The organism is Streptomyces odontomachi (assembly GCF_024435355.1).
In the GTDB taxonomy this organism is placed as follows: domain Bacteria; phylum Actinomycetota; class Actinomycetes; order Streptomycetales; family Streptomycetaceae; genus Streptomyces; species Streptomyces odontomachi.
Genome location: NZ_JAMJWG010000013.1, coordinates 244995 through 265381 on the forward strand (window position 1 = coordinate 244995; position 20387 = coordinate 265381).

Below are 20387 nucleotides of genomic sequence, written 5' to 3' on the forward strand. Positions count from 1 at the left end.
CGCAGCCTTACCTGCGCCCACCCGTACGCAGCCGTACGCAGCCGTACGCACCCGTGCGCAGTCGTACGCAGTCGTACGCCAGCCGTGCGGAGGTGTCCGCAGTCGTGCCGACACGCCGCACATCCAAGGAGGAGCACCACCATGACCGATGACAGGACTGCCGCAGCCGAGACCACCGATGCGAGCGGCGCGGTGCCGGCGGAGCCGGCGCCCGCCGTCGACCTGCGGCCGCAGGCACGGCTGGTGGCCCGGCTCGCGGAGCGCGTCACCGATGAGCAGCTGTCCGCGCGCACCCCGTGCCCCGAGATGCCGGTGGACACCCTGCTCGCGCACTTCACCGGCCTGGCCACCGCGTTCCGTGACGCCGCGCGCAAGGACTTCGGGCCCACCACGGACACCCCGCCCGAGGTCGCGGCGATGGAGCTGGCGCCCGAGTGGCGCAGCGCCCTGGCGAAGGTGCTCGGCGAGCTGGCCGACGCCTGGTGCGACCCCCGCGCCTGGCAGGGTGAGACACGGGCGGGTGGAGTCGCGATGCCGGGCCTGGTCACCGGTCTCGTCGTCGCCGACGAACTCGTGGTGCACGGCTGGGACCTGGCCCGTGCCACCGGCCAGGAGTACCTGCCCGACGACGCGGTCCTCCAGGCGGTGCACGGCTTTCTCGCCCGCGCCGCCGAGGACCCGGGGTTCGCCGGGCTGTTCGGCCCCGTGGTGCCCGTGCCCGACGACGCCCCGCTGCTCGACCGGGTCATCGGCCTCGCCGGCCGCGACCCGCACTGGGCGCCGCCGCGGGCGTGACCGGGCGGGTGCCGTGCGGCCGTGCGGCCATGGGGGAGGGTGGCCCGTGCGGGCCGCGGCCCTGTCGGGCTACGGGAGCACGCCCGGTCAACGGCGGGGGACGGTGGCCGGCCAACGGGAGTCCGCCGTGGCCCAACGGGAGTCCGCGGTCGGCCAACGGGAGTCGGCGGTCGGCCCACGGGAGACGGCCGGCAACGGGTGGACGGCCCGGGGCCGTTCGCGCGGTTCTCCGCGCTCCCTACGGACCCGGTGTACCGCAGCGAACCTCCGCGAGTCCGCTCAGCCGGCCGCCCCCGGCCCGTACTCCGCCAGCAGCCTCCGCTTGTCCGGCTTGCCGCTGGGGGCCACGGGCACCTCGGGGACCAGCGTGATCGTGGCGGGCACGCCGGCCTCGCCGAGCCGGTCGGCCACCAGGGCGCGCAGGGCGCCGAGGTCGGGGGTGCGCCCCTGCGCCGCCACGACGAACGCGTGCGCGGCTTCGCCGGTGCGTTCGTCCGGGGCGCCCACGACATGTGCGGTGTCCACATCGGGATGGTCGGCGAGCACCCGCTCCACCGGGCCCGTGTAGTACACGACCGCGTTCACGATCACCACCTCGCGGGAGCGCCCGGTCAGCCGCAGGAAGCCCTGCGCGTCCAGGTGTCCGAGATCGCGGGTGCGTACCCAGCCGTCGGCCGTCAGCACCTCACGGGTCTCCTGCTTGTCCTCCCAGTAGCGTGCCAGGGTCGCCGGGGTCCGCACCCAGATCTCACCGGTGGTCCCGGTCGGTACCTCGGCACCCTTGTCGTCCCGCACGCTGATGTGGACATGCGCCCAGGCGCGGCCGACCGAGTCGAGTACCGCGGCGCCGCGCTCGGCTATGTCGTCGCTGCTCAGCACGGTCAGCAGGCCGGCTTCGGTCTGCCCGTACCCGGTGTAGACCGCTCGCCCGAGGCGGGTCACGGCCTCGTGGAGCCGATGGGGGGTGAGCGGGGACCCGGCGACCTGGACGGCCCGCAGGCTGCTGGTGTCCACCGTCCGGTCGCGCAACTCGTCGAGTATCTGGTGCAGTCGGGGGACCGTCAGCAGCAGCGCGGTCGGCCGGTGGCTCTCGAGCACGTCGGGGAAGCGGAACGGTGCGGCGGGGATCACGGCGGTGCCGCCGCTCATCAAACAGAAGCCCAGGTGTTTGAACATCACGCCGCTCGTGAGCGTACCGAAGAGCAGAAAGCGTCCGTAGTCGGCGGCGAGCGCCCTGACCTGCGGCGTCCACCCGGCCGGCTGCCAGGCCCACTCCTGGGTGTACGAGCGGTAGGTGCGCTCGACGCCCTTGGGGGTGCCGGTGCTGCCGCTGGTGAGCGTGATCAGGGCGATGTCGTCGGGCCGACCGCGGGCCACCAGGGCAGCAGGGTCCGCCCGGTACGAGCCGGGCGCGGGGGTGGTGGAGAGGAGGTCGACGCGGGTGCGGAGCAGCGGGAGGTCGCCGGCCGCCTTGACCAGGTCGCTGTCGTCGTCGGACGCGGCATCGGTGAGCACCGCATCCACCCCGGAGGCCAGTACGTGGGCGAGCTGCCCCGGGGTGAGGCCCGGGCGCAGGCCGATCACCCGGCACCCCAGCAGATGGGCCGCGATCTGGAGGGCGAAGCCCTCGGGGGTGACGCCGGTGCGCAGGGCGAGGGTCCGGCCGGGTCCGAGAGCGGCGGCCCGCAGCCCGTGCACGCCCGCCGCTATCAGGTCCAGTACGGCGGCGCGTGTCACCTGCCGCCCCTCGCACTCGAAGGCGGCTGTCTCCGGTGCGGCGCTCAGCGCCGCGATGAGCGCCGAGGGGAAGACCGGTCGGGGTTCGCCGGGCGCACGGCCGTCGTTGTCCACGTGGTGTCCGCTTCGTTCCGCTTCGGATGGGGGACGCCCGGTCGCCGGTCCTGCGGGTGCCGGGCCGTACGGGAATGGGCGCGGCCGCCGGGGGCCCTGTCGTCAAACTTCCGTCTGCCCGGCGACGACAGCACCTGGCGGGCCGCAGAAGAATTCCACGAAAAGCGGCCGTTTCGAGACGTGGGGCAGATTGCCGACCGTTTTCATGGGCTCTCGATGGTAGTCCTGGACATGTCACGAAGGGTGTGTGATAGATGTGTGATATAGGTCACAATGAAGGGGGTCTAGAACGTTCTTGAAAGATCAAGTACCGTGGTCGCCCAATCTGATCACTGGGGCCTGAAGGTAAGGGGAGCTGCGTGACCGGCAGCGATTCTCTGGACTACTTGATTGTGGGCGCGGGACCGGCTGGGGTGCAGATCGGATATTTTCTGCACAAGGCCGGTAGAAGCTATCGGATCGTCGAGGCAGGGGACGCTCCGGGGACCTTCTTCACGCGCTTTCCGCGACATCGCACCATGATCTCCAACAATAAGGTGAACACCGGTTGGGATGATCCGGAACTGAACCTCCGGATGGACTGGAATTCGCTTCTCACGGATGAGTACGAGCCACTGTTCACCAAGGTCACACCGCGGTACTTTCCACCCGCTGACGACTTTGTGAGATACCTGGCCGACTTCGTCGAGCAGCACGGTCTGCACATCGACTACCGCACCCGGATCACCCGGATCACCAGGCCTGACGACTTCGTCGTGGAGGCCGATGACGGCCGAGTCCTCCGGGCTCGGCGCCTCGTCATGGCCACCGGGGTCACCAAGCCGTACCTGCCGGACATCGAGGGCATCGCAGACGCGGAGTCGTATGCCGAGGTCTCCGTGGAACCGACCGATTTCACCAACAAGCGGGTCCTGATACTGGGGCGCGGAAATTCCGCCTTCGAAACGGCGGACAATCTGGTGGAAACCGCGGCCGTGATCCATGTGGCGGGCCCGGGATCGCTCCGGCTGGCCTGGCAGACACATTTCGTGGGACATCTGCGAGCGGTCAACAACAATTTCCTCGACACGTACCAGCTCAAATCGCAGAACGCGCTGCTCGACGGCCGTGTGACGGCGATACGCAAGCAGCCGGACGGCACCTACCGGGTGTCCGTTGCGTTCGACCGGGTGAACGAGATCGTCAAGGAAATTCCGTACGACCGGGTCATCATCGCGACCGGATTCAGGTTCGACGCCTCCATTTTCGCCGAGGAATGCCGACCCGAACTCACCATCAAGGACAGGTTCCCGAACCAGACCGAGGCATGGGAATCCACGAACGTACCCGATGTGTACTTCGTGGGAACCATCACCCAGGTGCGTGACTTCAAGAAGTCGACCAGCGGTTTCATCCATGGCTTCCGGTACGGCGCCAAGGCCCTGTACCGCATTCTGGAGACCCGCTACCACGACACGCCCTGGCCGGCGCGTGCCCTGCCCCTGGAGTCCGAGGCCGTCGCCGACGCCATCGTCGCCCGGGTCAACCGCAGCTCCGCGCTGTGGCAGCAGTTCGGCTTCATCGGCGACGCGGTACTGCTCACCGCCGACGGCACGCCGCGCTACCTGGAAGAAGTCCCCCTCGACTACCTGCACAGCGCGGTCCGGGCCGGTGCCTTCGGCGCCGTCGACAGCTACTTCGGCATCACCCTGGAGTACGGCCCCGACCACGACCGGGTCAACCCGTTCGAGGTCACGGTGGCCCGGCCCGCCCAGCAGGAGGGCGGGGTCGACGGACGCTACCTCCACCCCGTCGTGCGGCACTTCCGCGCCGGGGAGGTGATCGGCGAGCACCACCTCACCGAGAACCTGGAGAACGAATGGGACAGCGAGGAGGTCCACCGCGCCCCGCTGCGTACCTTCCTGAGCGGCGAGCTGGACGAGCCGGCCACCGCGACGGTGAGCCCGGCGTGACCTCCGCCCTGCGTGACCTCCGGCGGCGGGCCCGCCGGTCGCTCCGGGCGGCGCACTACGACTACTACGCGGGCGGGGCGGGCGACGAGACGGCGCTCGGCGAGAACGAACGGGCCTTTCGCAGGCTCGCCCTGCTCCCGCGGGTACTGCGCGGCGCCGAACACCGCGACACCGGGGTCACGCTCTGCGGCGACCACACCGCCGCGCCACTGATCGTCTCGCCCACCGCCTTCCACCGGCTCGCCCACCCGGACGGCGAACGGGCCGTGGCGCGCGCCGCCGCGGCCACCGGCACGATCCTGACCACCGGCATGGCGGCCACCACCGCGGTGGCCGAGGTCGTCGACGCCGCCCGCGGCGAACGGGCCGACGCCGCCGTCTGGTTCCAGCTGTACCTCCAGCCGGAGCCCGAGGTCACCGAGGCCCTGGTGCGGCGCGCGGAGAAGGCCGGCTGCTCGGCGCTGGTCGTCACGGTCGACTCACCCGTCTTCGGCCGCCGCGAGCGCGACGACCGGCACGGCTTCCACGAGCTGCCCGACGGACTGGCCGCCGAGAACATGCGCGATTTGCCCGGCACCGAGCCGGGGGGCCTGCGCCCCATCGCGATGTCCCCGGCGCTCTCCTGGCGCGAACTGCGCCGGCTGCGCGCCCAGACATCGCTGCCGGTGCTGCTCAAGGGCGTCCTGCACCCCGAGGACGCCCGGATCGCGGTCGCCGAAGGCGTCGACGGCCTGATCGTCTCCAACCACGGCGGGCGGCAACTCGACGCCGCGCCCGCCACCGTCGAGGCACTGCCGCGGATCGCCGACGCCGTCGCCGGGGGCGCCACCGACGCCGGTTCAGGGCAGCGGGGGAACATCCCCGTGCTGCTCGACGGAGGCATACGGCACGGCAGCGACATCGCCGTCGCGCTCGCCCTCGGCGCCACCGCCGTCGGCATCGGGCGGCCCGTGCTGTGGGGACTCGCCGCCGACGGGGAGGCCGGGGTGCGGCGGGTGCTCCGGCTGCTGGCCGACGAGTTCGACCACACCCTGTCCCTGTGCGGGGGCCGCAGCCCCGCCGACCTCACCCGCGACATGGTCGTGCCCCGGGGAGTGCCGGTACGAGGGGTGGGGGAGGAGGGAGCGTCATGGTGAAGCGTGCCGCCCTCGTCACCGCCGCGGCGGCGGCCGTGCTCTCCACGCCCTGGTGGCTGCCCCGCTCCGTCGTCGCCCTGCGCATGAAGATCTTCGCCAGGGTCAACGGCGAGGAGAGCCTCACCGTCCCGAACCCCGCCCTCGGCCCCGACCGCTTCGAGCAGCTCTACGGCCATCCGGCGGCGAACGGCCGCAGCAAGGGCGCCGTGCTCTCCGACCTGTTCTGGTACTGGCTCTCGCCGGGCCCGCACGTCCACCAGGAACACCTGGAGGCGGGGGAGCGCTACGCCGAGGTGGCCGCCTGCACCCAGGCCGTGCTCGCCGGCACCAGCCGCGACCTCACCCGCGCCGCGGCCCGCTGCGCCGCGGCCGCGCTGGACGAACTCGGCACCCGCCGGCCCCGGCTGGTGCGGCTGCGGGACCTGATGATGCCCATCTGGGCGTCGTTCTTCTACGAACTGGTCTTCCAGGAACCCTGCCCGCCCGCCGTCCGCACCCTCATCACCGACAACGCCGACGACGTGGTCAGCGCCCTGAAGTGCACCCGTCCCCGGCGCATGTACCGGCGCGCGCCGCTGACCCGCCATCTGCTGCGCCGGCTCGCCGCCGGTGACGTCCCGCACCGGCTGCCGCGCGGCCTCACCCGGCGCGAGCAGGCGTACTACCTCCAGGGCACCTTCTTCAACACCGCCGTCGTGCAGATGTCGGAGGCCATGGCCCACCTGCTGCTGGTACTGGCCGAACACCACGACGTCCAGGGCAGGCTGGCCGCCGACCCGGCGGACGACCGCTACCTCGATCACGTCATGAACGAGACGCTGCGGCTGTATCCGCTGTTCGGCATCGCCCACCGCATCGCCACCGACGAGATCGACCTGGGCACCGGCGCCCCCATCCCGGCCGGCTCCGTGCTCTGCTTCAGCTATCCCGACTACCACCTCACCGGCCACCGCGACCCGCACGCCTTCGTCCCCGAACGGTGGGAGACGCTCTCCACGAAGACCGCCCACCACATCCCCTTCGGGGTCGCCGCCAACCGCCCCTGCCCGGCCTGGCGACTGGCACCGCTGGTGATGCGCGCGGTCACCCGCGAGGTGCTGACCCGCTTCACCCTGGACAGCGCCGTGGCCCACACCCGTTCCCTGCCGCACCGTGCCCCCTGCCTGCTGGTGCCGCGCGAGCGGCCGCTGCCGGCGCCGGCGGCCCGCGCCGTACGGGCGTTCCTGTGGGCGCGCGACCGCTGCGAGGACGTGGGGCGCGCCCCAGCCCAACTCGTCCTCGGCACCTGGATGGTGCTGGCCGCCCGGCGCCGCCGGATGGCCGAGACCTACTTCGCCACCCATGACACCGAGGGCCGGCCGCTGCCCCGGCACCCGCGCACCGCGGCCACCGCCGCGGACGGCACGGCCGCCACCCCGCCCGACGCACCGGCCGACCACGACGGTGTCGCGCCGGCCCCCGAGGACGGCGCAGGACCGCAGGACGGCACCGGCCGGCCGCGCTGTCCGTTTGACCCCTGACACCGCACTCCTGGTGGTCTGATGCCCTTTCGCATCCGGGGCCGGCTCGGTTAGCGTCCGTCTGCTATGAGGGTCCACCTTCCAGAAGGGCACACATGTCCACCACCGAACTCGGGCCTGCGTTCTTCTTAGCGGTCGTCCTGATCCTGCTGGCATGCCGGCTCACCACCCTGGCGCTGCGTCCGCTGCGCCAACCGCCCGTGGTAGGCGAGATGGTCGCCGGAATGCTGCTCGGACCGTCCCTGCTCGGCCTCGTCGCGCCCGGCGCCGAGCGTGCCCTGTTCCCCGAAGACCTCCGTCCCGTGCTGTACGTCGCCGGTCAGATCGGACTGGTCATCTTCATGTTCGAGGCCGGCTACGAGTTCCGCGTGGCGCGGCTGCGCCAGGCGCTGCGGCCGGCCAGCGCGATATCCATCGCCGGCATCCTCGCGCCCCTCCTCCTCGGTACCGCGCTGACCTGGGCCGCGAGTGGTCAGCCCGGGATCACGCCGCCCCATGTCCCGCTGACCGTCGCGACGCTGTTCGTCGGTGTCACGCTGGCCATCACCGCCTTCCCCATGCTGGTGCGGATCATCGGTGAGCTGGGCCTGACCGGCACCCACGCAGGTTCCCTCTCGCTGGCCAGCGGGGCCATCGCCGACGGCGTGGCCTGGGTGCTGCTCGCCGGTGTGCTCGGGCTCGCCCACGGCAGCCCCAAGGCGGTGCTGATCGTGGTGGGCGGCATGGCGGTGCTGGTGGTTGCCCTGGTGGTGGCGGCGCGCACCGGTCACCGGGTGATGGCGCGCCTGGCCCACCGCTCGCCCGACGCAACGCTGCTGGTGACCGCGGTGCTGATGTTCCTCGCCGCCTGGTTCACCGACAGCATCGGGCTGCACGCCGTCTTCGGCGCCTTCAGCCTCGGCCTCGTCTTCCCCCGTACCCAGGCCACCGAGCGGGTGCTCAAGGTCCTCGGGCCGCCCGGACGGTTGGTCTTCCTGCCGCTGTTCTTCGTCCACTCGGGCCTCAACACCGACTTCGGCGAGTTCGCCGACACCGGGCTGCTCGTCTTCGGCGTGCTGTGCCTGCTGGCCGCCACCGTCGGCAAGTTCGGCGCCTGCTGGCTGGCGGCGCGGGCGACCGGCGAGTCGCAGGGGCAGGCGCTGCGGGTGGGCACGCTGATGAACGCGCGCGGACTGACCCAGCTCATCGCCATCAACGTCGGCCTGGCCGCCGGGATCGTGACCCATGAGCTCTTCACCGTGCTGGTGATGGTCGCCGTGGTCACCACCATGATGACCACCCCGGTGATGTTGTTCCTGGACCGCCGGGACGCCCGACGCGGCGTGGTCGAAGACGACACCCCGGAACCGCTGCCCGACGAGACGCCTCCGGTGGCCGCCCTCGACTGAGCCGCTCCGGACGGTTGACGAACCGGCACGGGCCTCTTACCTTCATCCGCGTCGTACTTCGTACGTCATATATGAGACGCGATATGTGAGATCCGAGGCCCCATGACCGCAGTGCCGACGCCGATCCCCTCTCGCACGCAGTACGTGCTGGAGGGGATCAAACATCGCATTCTGACGGGGCAGCTCACCCCGGGCCGGGCCCTGGTCGAAAGCGAACTCGCCGCCCACTTCGGGGTCTCCAAGACCCCCGTGCGCGAGGCACTGAAGACGCTGGCCGGCACGGGTCTCGTCGTGATGAACCAGTACAAGGGTGTCGCGGTGCGCACCGTCGACGCGGACATGGCCCGCGAGGTGTACGACGTGCGGCTGCTGCTGGAACCGGAGGCGGTGCGCCGTACCGTGCGGCGCCGCGCCTGTCTGGACCAGGCCAGCGCCGCCCTGGAGCGCTCGGACGCCGCCGCCGACACGGCGGAACGCTCCCTGGCCAACCGTGAGTTCCATCGCGCCCTGTACCTGCCGTGCGGCAACCCGCTGCTCGGCCGGATGCTCGACGAAGTGCGCGACCAGGCCGCGCTGGTCTCCGCCGTGGCCTGGGCGGCCGATCCGTCCTGGCAGCGCGAGGCCGCCGAACACCGGGAGATCCTGCGGCTGGCTCTCACCGGAGACGCGGACGGCGCGGCCGCCGCCCTGCACGACCACATTGCCTCGTTCGTGACGCGGGCCTTCCCGCCGGGGCCCGACCCGGCCACCGAGGCCGTCGCGCACGAGGCGGAAGAAGGAGGTGCCGTCGCATGACGTTCGCAGCCCAGCGGGCCGCCCTCGCCGATGTGGTGGCGATTCCCGTGACCCCGTTCGCCGAGGACGGCTCGCTCGACCTCGCCGCCCACCGCACCCTGCTGCACCGCCTGCTCGACGGCGGTGTCACCACGCTCACCCCGAACGGCAACACCGGTGAGTTCTACGCCCTCGACCCCGACGAGCGGCGCACCATCACCGAGTTGACGGTCAAGGAGGCCGGGGAGCGGGCCACCATCCTGGTCGGCGTCGGCCACGACGTGGCCACCGCCGTGTCCGCCGCCCGGCACGCCCGTGACACCGGGGCGCACATGGTGATGGTGCACCAGCCCGTGCACCCCTACGTCTCCGTGCGGGGCTGGATCGACTACCACCAGGCGATCGCGGCGGCCGTGCCCGAGATCGGCGTCGTGCCGTACGTGCGCAACACCGCCCTGCCCGGCGCCGCGCTCGCCGAACTCGCCGACGCCTGCCCCAACGTGATCGGGGTGAAGTACGCGGTGCCGGACGCGATGCGCTTCGCGGGCTTCGCACGGGACGCGGGCCTCGACCGGTTCGTGTGGGTGGCCGGACTCGCCGAGCCCTACGCACCGTCGTACTTCTCGGCGGGGGCCACCGGGTTCACGTCCGGCCTGGTGAACGTCGCACCGGCGGTGTCACGGCGGCTGATCGAGGCGCTCCGCGGCGGTGACTACCCGGCCGCCATGCGCGTCTGGGCGCAGATCCGCCGCTTCGAGGAACTGCGCGCCGCCCAGAACTCCGCCAACAACGTCTCGGTCGTCAAGGAGGCCCTGGCCTCGCTCGGCCTGTGCCGCCGCGACGTGCGGGCGCCGAGCAGCACCCTGCCCGAGGCCGAACGCGTCGAGGTCGCCGCGATCGTCGCGGAGTGGTCGCGATGAACGACTCGCCCGGAACCGCGTCGTCCCGGGGGACGCCCCCCGGATCCCCGGCGCCCCAGACCGCGGGCGGTGGCGACGCCCCCGCCGCCGCCCGCCACTCCCCGCAGCAGCAGCAGCTGCGCAGCCACCAGTGGTACGGCAGCGAGATCAGCTCGGGGCTGCGCTCCTTCAGCCACCGCGCCCGCACCCGGCAACTCGGCTACCTGCCCGAGGAGCACCTCGGCAAGCCGGTCATCGCGATCCTCAACACCTGGTCGGACATCAACCCGTGCCACGTCCACCTCAGGGACCGGGCACAGGCCGTCAAGCGCGGAGTGTGGCAGGCCGGCGGATTCCCGCTGGAGTTCCCGGTCGCCACGCTGTCGGAGACGTTCCAGAAGCCGACCCCGATGCTCTACCGCAACCTGCTCTCGATGGAGACCGAGGAACTGCTGCGGTCCTATCCCGTGGACGGTGCCGTCCTGCTCGGCGGCTGCGACAAGTCGACCCCGGCCCTGCTGATGGGCGCCGCCACCGTCGACCTGCCGACCGTCTTCGTGCCCGCCGGGCCGATGCTGCCCGGCCACTGGCGCGGTGAAGTGCTCGGCTCCGGCACCGACATGTGGAAGTACTGGGACGACCGGCGCGCCGGGCTGATAGGCGACTGCGAACTGTCCGAGCTGGAGAGCGGCCTGGCCCGTTCGCCGGGCCACTGCATGACCATGGGCACCGCCTCCACGCTCACCGCGGCGGCCGAGGCGCTCGGCGTCACGCTGCCCGGTGCCTCGTCCATCCCCGCCGTCGACTCCGGGCACGACCGGATGGCGGCGGCGTCGGGCATGCGCATCGTCGAACTGGTGCGCGCCGATCGCCGGCTGTCGCAGATCCTCACCCGGGAGGCCTTCGAGGACGCGGTGACCTGCGTCCTCGGCCTCGGTGGCTCCACCAACGCGGTGATCCACCTGATCGCCATGGCGGGCCGGTGCGGGGTGCGGCTCACCCTCGACGACTTCGACCGGATCGCCCGGACGGTGCCGGTGCTGGCCAACGTCCGGCCGGGCGGCGGTCCGTACCTGATGGAGGACTTCCACTTCGCCGGCGGGCTGCCCGGCTTCCTGTCCCGGATCGCCGACCTGCTCCACCTCCAGCGGCCCACCGTCGCCCACGACCGCCTCGGCGACCAGATAGCCGGCGCCCTGGTGCACGACGACGACGTCATACGCCCCCGTGACAACCCGGTCGCGGACGAGGGCGGCGTGGCGGTGCTGCGCGGCAACCTCTGCCCGGACGGCGCCGTGATCAAGCACATCGCCGCCGACCCGAAACTGCTCAGGCACACCGGGCCCGCGGTCGTCTTCGACGACTACAGGACCCTCCAGCGCACCATCGACGATCCCGCGCTCGGCATCACCCCCGACCACGTCCTGGTGCTGCGCAGCGCCGGCCCCAAGGGCGGGCCCGGCATGCCCGAGTACGGCATGCTGCCGCTCCCCGACTACCTGCTGAAGCAGGGCGTACGGGACATGGTGCGGATCTCCGACGCCCGGATGAGCGGCACCTCGTACGGCACCTGCGTGCTGCACATCGCGCCCGAGTCGCACGTCGGCGGCCCGCTCGCGCTGGTGGAGAGCGGCGACCTCATCACGCTCGACGTGGCGGAGCGCACGCTGCGGCTCGAGGTGCCCGACGAGGAACTCGCCAGGCGGCGCGCGGCATGGGTGGCACCGCCCGAGCGGTACGAGCGCGGCTACGGGGCGCTCTACAACGAGCAGATCACCCAGGCCGACACCGGCTGCGACTTCGCCTTCCTGGCACGGCCCGGGAAGGTGCCCGACCCGTACGCCGGCTGACACCCCCGCGGCCTGCCGACGCCGCGTCGGCATCGGCCCGCTCCGGCCGGCATCGGCCCGATTCCGCCGGGATCGGCCCGCTTCAGGTGGGCCGATCCTCCGCCGACCGCCCTGGTCCCGTCGGAAAAGTACACAGTGCCAGCGGCATCGTCGAACCGCTTCACACCATCATCGTGCCGAGTGCTGTGTTCGTCGAAGTGTTGCCGACCCGAGAACGGAGATCAGGCATGGCCCAAGCCGCAGCCGTGGCACGAGAGTCGTCGGGGGCGCCGCCCCCGCGGCCTGGCGGGCGCCGGCGCCGGACCTCCGCCACGCCGCGCCGCCTGCCGTACCTGCTGATCGCACCGGCCGTCCTGCTGATGCTGGGCTTCATCGCCTACCCGGTGCTCAGCGTCTTCTACTACAGCCTGCAGAACTACAACCCCACCAAGCCCTGGCGGAACGGCTTCGCGGGCCTGGACAACTTCGTGGCGATCTTCACCACGGACACCCGGTTCTGGGGCACCCTGGCCTTCAGCCTGAAGTGGGTCGTCGTCGAAGTGGTGTTGCAGCTGGTCTTCGGCCTGGTGCTGGCGCTGATCGTCAACCAGACCTTCGTCGGCCGGGCGTTGGGGCGGGCGCTGGTGTTCTCGCCGTGGGCCGTCTCGGGCGTGCTCACCTCGGCGATCTGGGTGCTGCTCTACAACTCCCAGACCGGTATCACCCGCTACCTCGCCGACCTGGGCATGGGGGACTACGGCACCTCCTGGCTGTCGGAGCCGGGCACGGTCTTCCCGGCCGCGGTCGTCGCCGACCTGTGGCGCGGCGTGCCGTTCTTCGCCATCCTCATCCTCGCCGACCTCCAGTCCGTCTCGAAGGACCTGTACGAGGCGGCCGAGGTCGACGGGGCGAGCCGCTTCCGGCAGTTCCTGCACATCACGCTGCCGCACCTGAAGAGCGCGATCGTGCTGTCCACGCTGCTGCGCGCGGTCTGGGAGTTCAACAACGTCGACCTGCTCTACACCCTCACCGGCGGAGGTCCCGCGGGGGAGACGACGACGCTCCCGCTCTACATCGCCAACACCAGCGTCGACGCACACGACTTCGGCTATGCGTCCGCACTGACCACGGTGGCCTTCGTGATCCTGCTCTTCTTCTCGGTGGTCTACCTGCGGCTCAGCAAGTTCGGAGGGGACGAGAAGTGATCACCAAGGAAGCGGCGGCCGGCGCGCCCGCGTCGGTGGCGCACGCTCCCGGCCCCGATGCGGACCGGTCGCGGCCGGCCCGGGCCCGGCGGCGCGCCTGGGACGAGGTCCCGCGCTGGCAGATCTACCTCCCCCTCGGGATCTACCTCCTCTTCACGCTGATCCCCTTCTACTGGATCCTGCTCTTCGCGCTCCGCCCCGCCGGATCCACCTCGCTGGTGCCCTGGCCGGTCACCTTCGAGCACTTCCACAAGGTCTGGACGGAACGCAGCTTCGGCGTCTACTTCCAGAACAGCATCCTGGTCGGCGTCGCCACCCTGGTGATGACCACCGTGGTCGCGCTGGCCGGCGGCTATGCGCTGGCCCGCTTCGACTTCAAGATCAAGTCCGGTTTCCTGCTGGCGCTGCTCTGCTCGCAGTTCGTGCCGGGCGCACTGCTGCTGGTGCCGCTCTTCCAGGTCTTCGCCAACCTGCGGATGATCAACTCGCTGGGCAGCGTCATCATCGCCGAGACCGTCTTCCAGCTGCCGCTGTCGCTGATCCTGATCAGCGGCTTCATCAAGAACGTGCCGTACTCGCTCGAAGAGGCCGCCTGGGTCGACGGGTGCAGCCGGTTCACCGCCTTCCGGATCGTGGTGCTGCCGCTGTTGCGACCCGGCCTGATCGCCGTCGGCTCCTTCGCCTTCGTGCACGCCTGGAACCACTTCCTGTTCGCCCTGATGTTCCTCAGCGACCAGAGCAAGCAGACCATCCCGGTGGGCCTGAACACGCTGATGAACGCGGACAGCGTCGACCTCGGCGCGCTCGCCGCCGGCGGCATCGTCGCCGCGGTGCCGGTCGTGATCGTCTTCGCCTTCATCCAGAAGTGGCTGATCACCGGATTCAGCGCCGGGGCGGTGAAGGGATGAGGACCGACAAGGCCATGATCCGTAGGAGGACCGGGAGCACCATGCGCAGCGCGCAGACCACAGAGCCCACCCCCCGTGCCACGCGGCAGCCGCGGCGTACCGTGCGCCCGGCCACCGGGGCGGGCCGGCCGGCCGCCCCCGGCGTCCCCGCGCCGGCCCGGTCAGGTGACCGGGGCTGCCGTCCGAGCTCAGGTCAGACCCCTGACCACATGCCGCACGGCCCCATCGACAGCACCGCGCAGGCGGACCGCGCCGCGGCGCGCGAAGCGGGCGCCGGGAGGCTCGGATGACCACCACCCCCACACCGTTGCCGCTGCCCGTGGTCCTCGCGGGCGGGCGTGGCCACGGCCACTGGCATCTGAGCAACCTCCGCAGGCTCCAGGCCGAAGGACTGGTCCGGCTCGTCGGGGTGTGCGACCTTGCGCCGCTCACCGACGCGGAGCTCGACGGGTTCGGGCCGGTGGCCCAGTCCACCGACTTCGCCGGGCTGCTGGAGTCCACCTCGGCGGCCGTCGCCATCGTGTGCACCCCCATCCACAGTCACCGCGACCTCGCCCTGGCCGCCGCGGAGCGCGGGGTGCACCTGCTGCTGGAGAAGCCGCCGGCGCCGTCCTTCGCCGAGTTCCAGCGGATTTCCGAGGGGATGGCGGCGGCCGGTGTCGCCTGCCAGGTCGGCTTCCAGTCGCTGGGCTCGCACGCGCTGGCCGGCATCGCCGAGGCGCTCGAGGACGGGCTGATCGGCGAGGTCAAGGGCATCGGCGCAGCGGGCGCCTGGGCTCGCGACGAGGCGTACTACCGGCGCGCGCCCTGGGCGGGCCACCGCCTGCTCGACGGCACGGACGTCAACGACGGCGTGCTCACCAACCCGCTGGCGCACGCCGTCGCGACCGCCCTCGCCATCGACGGCAGCACCCGCGCCGAGGACGTGGCCCATGTGGCGGGAGAGCTGTTCCGCGCCAATGACATCGAGTCCGACGACACCTCCTGCCTGCGGGTGACCACCGCACGGGGCACCACCCTCACGATTGCCGTCACGCTCTGCGCGGAGCAGCCGGGCGAGCCCTACGTGCGGGTGCACGGCACCCGCGGCCAGATCACGTTCTGGTACAAGCAGGACCAGGTGCTGCTCCAGCGTGCCGGGCACGGCCCCGTCGAGACCCGGTACGCCCGTACCGACCTGCTCCACAACCTCGTCGAGCACCTGACCCTGGGCGCCGACCTGCTGGTCACCCCGGAGCACACGGGCGCCTTCATGCGGATCGTCGAGGCGATCAGGCTGATGCCCGCGCCACGCCGGCTGCCACCCGAGGCATGGCGGAGCGAACCCGGGCCGTCGGCGCCGCGCCGTGTCGTGCTGGGTGTCGACGCGCTGGTCGAGAAGGCGGCCGACTCGCTGAGCCTCTTCTCCGAGCTGGGTGCGCGCTGGGCGCGGCCCGAGGAGGTGCCGGCGCGATGAAGGCTCCCGAGACGGATGTCGCGCCCCTGGTGCTGCGGTGCGCCGGGCAACCCGTCGCACGGTACGTGACCGCACCCGAGGTGGCGCCGCGGCTCGCGCCGCGTCCGTATCTGCATCCGGTGACCACCCGCTCCGGCACCACGGTGACGGAGCTGTGCCCCCCGGACCACCTCCACCACTTCGGCGTGTCGATCGCCGTCCCCGACGTCGATGGCCACAACTTCTGGGGCGGGCGCACCTTCGTACGGGACCGGGGCCCGACCGAGCTCGACAACCACGGCGCCCAACTGCACCGCCGCTGCACGTCGAGCGGCCCGGACGGGTTCGCGGCGGAGCTGGGCTGGGTCGCCGCCGGCGAGGAGCTGCTGCGCGAGCGGCGCACCGTCACCGCGGTCGCCCTGGACGACTCGGCCTGGGCCCTGGACCTCACGTTCCAGCTCACCAACGCCACCGACCGGACCCTGTCGATCGGCAGCCCCGCCACCAACGGGCGCCCCGGCGCGGCGTACGGGGGCTTCTTCTGGCGGGCCCCCCAGCAGGCCGTGACACCCGAGGTGTACACCGCCGACGCCGACGGCGAGGACGCCGTGCACGGCACCCGGGCCGACTGGCTGGCGCTGCGCGGCACCGACTGGACGCTGGTCTTCGCGCCCGGCTCCGAACGGACCCGCGAGGACCCGTGGTTCGTGCGCGCCGCCGAGTACCCGGGCGTCGGCTCCTCGCTGGCCCACGACGGCCGGCTGCCGATCGCGCCGGGCGAGAGGGTGGTGCGGCGCATCGTCACCGTCGTCGCCGATGGCCGGCTGACGAAGGACCGTGCGGCGCACCTCGCCGGGAAGGCGGTGCGCAGATGAGCGGCGGGCAGGAGCGGGCCGACCGGGGGACCGAGCGCCGTGCCGGGCGGCTGCGGCCTGCTGGGAGCGGTCCCAGGCGCGGGGCGGTGCGCCGCGGTGCGCGCCCGCGTGCCCCCTCGAGCGGCGGCCCGCGTCCACGGGGCAGGTGGGCGCGGGCCGCTGGACGGCATCGACACGGCGCGCGGTCCGGGATGCCGGCCGGTTGCCCGGACGGGCCCGGCACGGGCTGACACCTCGGTCCAACCCACCTGCGACCCCCCACAGTCAGCGCACGACGCACCATCCAGCAAGAGAAGAGAGCCGACCATGACCAGTAGTCGCACCAGCAGCGGACGCCGTCGCACGGCCGCCGCCCTCGCCCTGTCCGCCGCGTTCGCGCTGACCGTCACCGCCTGCGGTGACGACGGCAGCGGTGCAGCGGGTGACAAGGGGAGCGAGGGCTCCGGCAAGGGCGAGATCACCTTCTGGGACAACAACGGGGGTGTCCGCACCGATGTGTGGAAGGACATCATCGCCGACTTCGAGAAGGCGCACCCCGACATCAAGGTCACGTACGTGGGCGTGCCCGCCGAGAGCGTCCAGTCCAAGTACGACACGGCCATCCAGGGCGGCGGCCTGCCGGACGTCGGCGGGGTCGGCGCCGCCTACCTCGCCGAGGTCGCCGCGCAGGGCGCGCTGGAACCGCTGGACAAGCGGCTCGACGGCGATCCGCTGAAGGGCAAGCTGAACGCGAGCATGGTGGACAGCGTCCGCTCGGCAGGCGGCGGCGACCAGCTCTACTCGATCCCGCTGTCCGCGAACAACGGCACCCTGTGGTACCGCACCGACCTGTTCAAGGCCGCCGGTCTCGATGCGCCGACCACCTGGGACAAGTTCTACAAGGCGGCCGACAAGCTGACCGACTCGGGCAAGAACCGCTTCGGCTTCACGATGCGCGGCGGTGAGGGCTCCATCGCCCCGGCCCTGGACGCGATGTACGGCCAGTCGGGGATCACGTCGTTCTGGGACGGCGACAAGACCACCGTCAATGACCCGAAGAACGTGGCGGCCCTGGAGAAGTACCTCGCCCTGTACAAGAAGGACACTCCGTCGGCCGACGTCAACAACGACTTCAAGAAGATGGTCGCGCAGTGGGACAGCGGCCAGATCGGCATGATGAGCCACAACCTGGGCTCCTACCAGGACCATCTGAAGGCGCTCGGCGCGGCGAAGTTCCGCGGCCTGCCGAACCCGACGCTCGCCGACGGCACCCGGGTGCAGGTCTCCAACCCCGTGGACGGGCTCGGCATGTTCAAGTCGAGCAAGAACAAGGCGGCGGCCTGGACGTTCATCGAGTTCGCCGCCTCGCACGCCTCGGCCAGCAAGTGGAACTCCTCCGCCGGCCAGATCCCGGCCAACACCGAGGCGATGGGCGATGACTGGGTGCAGAAGTCCGAGGCGACCAAGCTCGCCGCCGACGCGCTGAACGACCACACCATCAAGATCGTCCAGCTGCCGTACTACCTGCCGGACTGGAACACCATCAGCAAGGCCGACAACGAGCCCAACCTCCAGAAGGTGATGCTCGGGAAGATGTCCACGAAGGACTTCCTGGACGGCCTTGCCGAGCAGCTCAACAAGGCACAGGCCGAATGGAAGGAACAAAAGGGATGACGACCTCCCGCCGTGCCGTGGTCGCGGCCTTCGCGAGCCTCCCGCTCGCGCTGGCCGCGGCCCCGTCCGCGCTCGCCGCGCCCCGGGTCCGCGCGGACCGCACCGTCTACCTGGCGGGTGACTCCACCGCCGCCCAGAAGTACGCGGACGCAGCGCCGGAGACCGGCTGGGGCATGGCCCTGCCGTTCTTCCTGACACCATCGCTCGCGGTGGCCAACCACGCCGTGAACGGCCGTAGCTCCAAGAGCTTCGTCGACGAGGGGCGGCTGGCCGCGATCCTCGGCGTCATCAGACCCGGTGACCTGCTGATCGTCCAGTTCGGGCACAACGACGAGAAGTCCGACGACCCCACCCGCTACACCGAGCCCTGGTCGACCTACCAGGACTACCTGCGGCAGTACCTCGACGGGGCGCGCGACCGCGGCGCGCAGCCGGTGCTCGCCACCCCCGTCGAGCGCCGGAAGTTCGACGCGAACGGCAACGCCGTGCCCACCCACGGGGACTACCCCGCGGCGATGCGGGCCCTAGCGAGCGAGGAGGGCGTGCCGCTGCTCGACGTGCAGGCCCTCTCCATCGCGCTGTGGCAGCAGCTCGGCGAGGAGGGGACCAAGGCGTACTTCAACTGGACGGGCACGGTCCAGGACAACACCCACTTCCAGCCGCGCGGGGCGATCGCCGTGGCCCGGCTGACGGCCCGCGCACTGCTGGACGGCGCCGTGCTGGCCCCCGGCGATCTGCAACGCCTGGACGAGACCGTGCCCGAGTCCTGGATCACCTGGCCGGAGGCCGGCGCGCCCACGGCCGACGGGGCCGTCTGATCCGATCCGAGGAGGAAACGCAGCATGCAGATCCGTGGACGGCTATGTCATGGGCATGATCAGCAGCGCGGCCGCCACCGGTCCGTGCGCCGAGCCGCGGTCACGGCACTGCTCGCCTGCCTGCTCGCGCCGACGAACGCCTCGGCGGCGCCCGCACCGGCGCCCATGGGCTGGGCCTCGACCACCGGCGGCACCACGGGCGGCGCCGGCGGCACGACCTGGACCGTCCACGACCGTGCCGAGCTGAAGGCGGCGCTGGCCAACTCCGGGCAGCCCACCGCACCCAAGGTCATCCGGGTGGTCGGCGCCGTCGACGGCTTCCAGGGCGAGAACGGCACCCACCTCGGCGAGCAGGACTTCGCACCCGGATACGACCTGGGCCGCTACATGTCCTGCTTCGGCGACGACGGCACCGCCTGGTCCGACACCCGGTACGACTACTGCGGCGAGCAGCGCCGGCTGCGCCAGACCGGCTCGAACAACGAGAAGGCGCAGATCCAGCTGACCGTGCCCAGCAACACCACCCTGGTCGGCGCGGGCCGGAGCGCGGCCCTGCTCGGCGTCTACCTGACCGTCAACACCGGCACCAACATCATCGTGCGCAACCTCCACCTCGAAGCGCCGGTCGACTACTTCACCACCTGGTCACCCGACGACGGGTCCGAGGGCAGCTGGAACGCCCGCTTCGACGCGATGTCGGTGGTCACCGGCAAGCACCTCTGGGTCGACCACTGCACCTTCACCGACGGCCGTCACCCGGACCGCGCGGCGCCCGTCGGCTTCCACGGCGAGCACGTCCAACGGCACGACGGACTGCTGGACATGGAGGACGGCACGGACTTCGTCACGGTCTCCGACAGCGTGTTCAGCGACCACGACAAGGCCATCATGATCGGCTCGGGGGACGGCCACGGCGACCGCGACCGCGGGCACCTCAAGGTCACCTTCGCGCGGAACCTCTTCGCCGACATCGTGCAGCGCGGCCCACGGGTCCGCTTCGGACAGGTGCACGTCGTCGACAACGTCTACCGGGGGCAACCGGACGCCACGTTGTACGCGCTCGGCGTCGGCGTGGAGTCCGCGATCTTCTCCGAGCACAACGTGTTCGACTACCCCGGCGGCACACCGGACCTGGCCGTCGCCGGCTACGGGGGCGAGCACATCCGCGACACCGGGTCCTGGTTCAACGGCCGCCCCGCACGGCTCGACGCGGTCGCCGAGGGCCTCGGCCTCACGGACGACGTGGGCTGGGACCCGGCCGACGCCTACCCGTACCGGCAGCTCACGTCCCGGGCCGCGATCGAGAGCCACGTCCAGCACCACTCGGGAGCCGGACGGCACTGACCTCC

At 71.6% G+C, this 20387-nt stretch carries 16 protein-coding genes; 15 read left to right on the forward strand and 1 reads right to left on the reverse strand.

All coding sequences use genetic code 11. The annotated features are described in order from the left end of the window. The first annotated feature begins 141 nt into the window (after positions 1-141). Positions 142-795: a TIGR03086 family metal-binding protein gene (locus NQO67_RS25790; RefSeq protein ID WP_255952637.1), complete on the forward strand. Its 654-nt coding sequence runs from the start codon at positions 142-144 to the stop codon at positions 793-795. Between the two features lie 279 nt (positions 796-1074). On the opposite strand, the gene NQO67_RS25795 is transcribed toward NQO67_RS25790, so the two are convergent. Then, entirely contained in the window at positions 1075-2646 is a 1572-nt protein-coding gene (locus NQO67_RS25795) for a class I adenylate-forming enzyme family protein (protein ID WP_255952638.1), read from the reverse strand. Between the two features lie 359 nt (positions 2647-3005). Here NQO67_RS25795 and NQO67_RS25800 point away from each other — a divergent pair, with 359 nt between their 5' ends. The 14 genes from NQO67_RS25800 to NQO67_RS25865 all read left to right on the forward strand — a co-directional run bounded on the left by NQO67_RS25800 (position 3006) and on the right by NQO67_RS25865 (position 20382). After that, a complete protein-coding gene (locus NQO67_RS25800) occupies positions 3006-4598 on the forward strand; it encodes an NAD(P)-binding domain-containing protein (RefSeq protein WP_255952639.1) in 1593 nt (530 codons plus the stop codon). Next, positions 4595-5734, forward strand: a complete 1140-nt coding sequence (locus NQO67_RS25805) for an alpha-hydroxy acid oxidase (RefSeq protein ID WP_255952640.1) — start codon at positions 4595-4597, stop codon at positions 5732-5734. The genes NQO67_RS25800 and NQO67_RS25805 overlap by 4 nt, the downstream gene beginning before the upstream one ends. Continuing rightward, on the forward strand, positions 5728-7254 hold the full coding sequence (locus NQO67_RS25810; RefSeq protein ID WP_255952641.1) for a cytochrome P450: 1527 nt from the start codon (positions 5728-5730) through the stop codon (positions 7252-7254). The genes NQO67_RS25805 and NQO67_RS25810 overlap by 7 nt, the downstream gene beginning before the upstream one ends. Before the next feature lie 95 nt (positions 7255-7349). Beyond that, positions 7350-8642 carry a cation:proton antiporter gene (locus NQO67_RS25815; RefSeq protein ID WP_255952642.1) on the forward strand — a complete coding sequence of 431 codons (1293 nt, stop codon included), beginning with the start codon at positions 7350-7352 and terminating at the stop codon, positions 8640-8642. A 102-nt stretch (positions 8643-8744) separates the two neighbouring features. Then, positions 8745-9437, forward strand: coding sequence for a GntR family transcriptional regulator (locus NQO67_RS25820; protein ID WP_255952643.1), 693 nt, complete (start codon positions 8745-8747; stop codon positions 9435-9437). Then, positions 9434-10336 (forward strand): dihydrodipicolinate synthase family protein, encoded by a 903-nt coding sequence (locus NQO67_RS25825; RefSeq protein ID WP_255952644.1) that lies wholly within the window; start codon positions 9434-9436, stop codon positions 10334-10336. Before NQO67_RS25820 ends, NQO67_RS25825 begins: the two co-directional genes overlap by 4 nt. Then, positions 10333-12165, forward strand: coding sequence for an L-arabinonate dehydratase (gene araD / locus NQO67_RS25830; protein ID WP_255952645.1), 1833 nt, complete (start codon positions 10333-10335; stop codon positions 12163-12165). Before NQO67_RS25825 ends, araD begins: the two co-directional genes overlap by 4 nt. 227 nt (positions 12166-12392) lie before the next feature. Further along, the gene (locus tag NQO67_RS25835) at positions 12393-13349 is read left to right on the forward strand and encodes a carbohydrate ABC transporter permease (RefSeq protein ID WP_255952646.1); all 957 of its coding nucleotides are present in this window, start codon (positions 12393-12395) and stop codon (positions 13347-13349) included. Then, positions 13346-14257 (forward strand): carbohydrate ABC transporter permease, encoded by a 912-nt coding sequence (locus tag NQO67_RS25840; RefSeq protein ID WP_374119096.1) that lies wholly within the window; start codon positions 13346-13348, stop codon positions 14255-14257. The genes NQO67_RS25835 and NQO67_RS25840 overlap by 4 nt, the downstream gene beginning before the upstream one ends. A gap of 286 nt (positions 14258-14543) precedes the next feature. Beyond that, complete coding sequence (locus NQO67_RS25845; protein ID WP_255952647.1) at positions 14544-15713, forward strand: Gfo/Idh/MocA family protein; 1170 nt, start codon at positions 14544-14546, stop codon at positions 15711-15713. Further along, positions 15710-16567 carry a DUF6807 domain-containing protein gene (locus NQO67_RS25850; protein WP_255952648.1) on the forward strand — a complete coding sequence of 286 codons (858 nt, stop codon included), beginning with the start codon at positions 15710-15712 and terminating at the stop codon, positions 16565-16567. The genes NQO67_RS25845 and NQO67_RS25850 overlap by 4 nt, the downstream gene beginning before the upstream one ends. A 306-nt stretch (positions 16568-16873) precedes the next feature. Next, positions 16874-18220 (forward strand): ABC transporter substrate-binding protein, encoded by a 1347-nt coding sequence (locus NQO67_RS25855; protein WP_255952649.1) that lies wholly within the window; start codon positions 16874-16876, stop codon positions 18218-18220. After that, positions 18217-19038, forward strand: a complete 822-nt coding sequence (locus NQO67_RS25860) for a rhamnogalacturonan acetylesterase (protein ID WP_255952650.1) — start codon at positions 18217-18219, stop codon at positions 19036-19038. The genes NQO67_RS25855 and NQO67_RS25860 overlap by 4 nt, the downstream gene beginning before the upstream one ends. 24 nt (positions 19039-19062) lie before the next feature. Further along, positions 19063-20382 carry a pectate lyase family protein gene (locus NQO67_RS25865; protein ID WP_255952651.1) on the forward strand — a complete coding sequence of 440 codons (1320 nt, stop codon included), beginning with the start codon at positions 19063-19065 and terminating at the stop codon, positions 20380-20382. The last annotated feature ends 5 nt before the right edge of the window (positions 20383-20387 follow it).

Excerpts from the sequence above, each read along its gene's own strand:
- NQO67_RS25790 (WP_255952637.1), top strand. The coding sequence starts at position 142 with ATGACCGATGACAGGACTGCCGCAGCCGAGACCACCGATGCGAGCGGC.
- NQO67_RS25810 (WP_255952641.1), top strand. The coding sequence starts at position 5,728 with ATGGTGAAGCGTGCCGCCCTCGTCACCGCCGCGGCGGCGGCCGTGCTC.
- NQO67_RS25815 (WP_255952642.1), top strand. The coding sequence starts at position 7,350 with ATGTCCACCACCGAACTCGGGCCTGCGTTCTTCTTAGCGGTCGTCCTG.
- NQO67_RS25820 (WP_255952643.1), top strand. The coding sequence starts at position 8,745 with ATGACCGCAGTGCCGACGCCGATCCCCTCTCGCACGCAGTACGTGCTG.
- NQO67_RS25825 (WP_255952644.1), top strand. The coding sequence starts at position 9,434 with ATGACGTTCGCAGCCCAGCGGGCCGCCCTCGCCGATGTGGTGGCGATT.
- araD (WP_255952645.1), top strand. The coding sequence starts at position 10,333 with ATGAACGACTCGCCCGGAACCGCGTCGTCCCGGGGGACGCCCCCCGGA.
- NQO67_RS25835 (WP_255952646.1), top strand. The coding sequence starts at position 12,393 with ATGGCCCAAGCCGCAGCCGTGGCACGAGAGTCGTCGGGGGCGCCGCCC.
- NQO67_RS25845 (WP_255952647.1), top strand. The coding sequence starts at position 14,544 with ATGACCACCACCCCCACACCGTTGCCGCTGCCCGTGGTCCTCGCGGGC.
- NQO67_RS25850 (WP_255952648.1), top strand. The coding sequence starts at position 15,710 with ATGAAGGCTCCCGAGACGGATGTCGCGCCCCTGGTGCTGCGGTGCGCC.
- NQO67_RS25855 (WP_255952649.1), top strand. The coding sequence starts at position 16,874 with ATGACCAGTAGTCGCACCAGCAGCGGACGCCGTCGCACGGCCGCCGCC.
- NQO67_RS25860 (WP_255952650.1), top strand. The coding sequence starts at position 18,217 with ATGACGACCTCCCGCCGTGCCGTGGTCGCGGCCTTCGCGAGCCTCCCG.
- NQO67_RS25865 (WP_255952651.1), top strand. The coding sequence starts at position 19,063 with ATGCAGATCCGTGGACGGCTATGTCATGGGCATGATCAGCAGCGCGGC.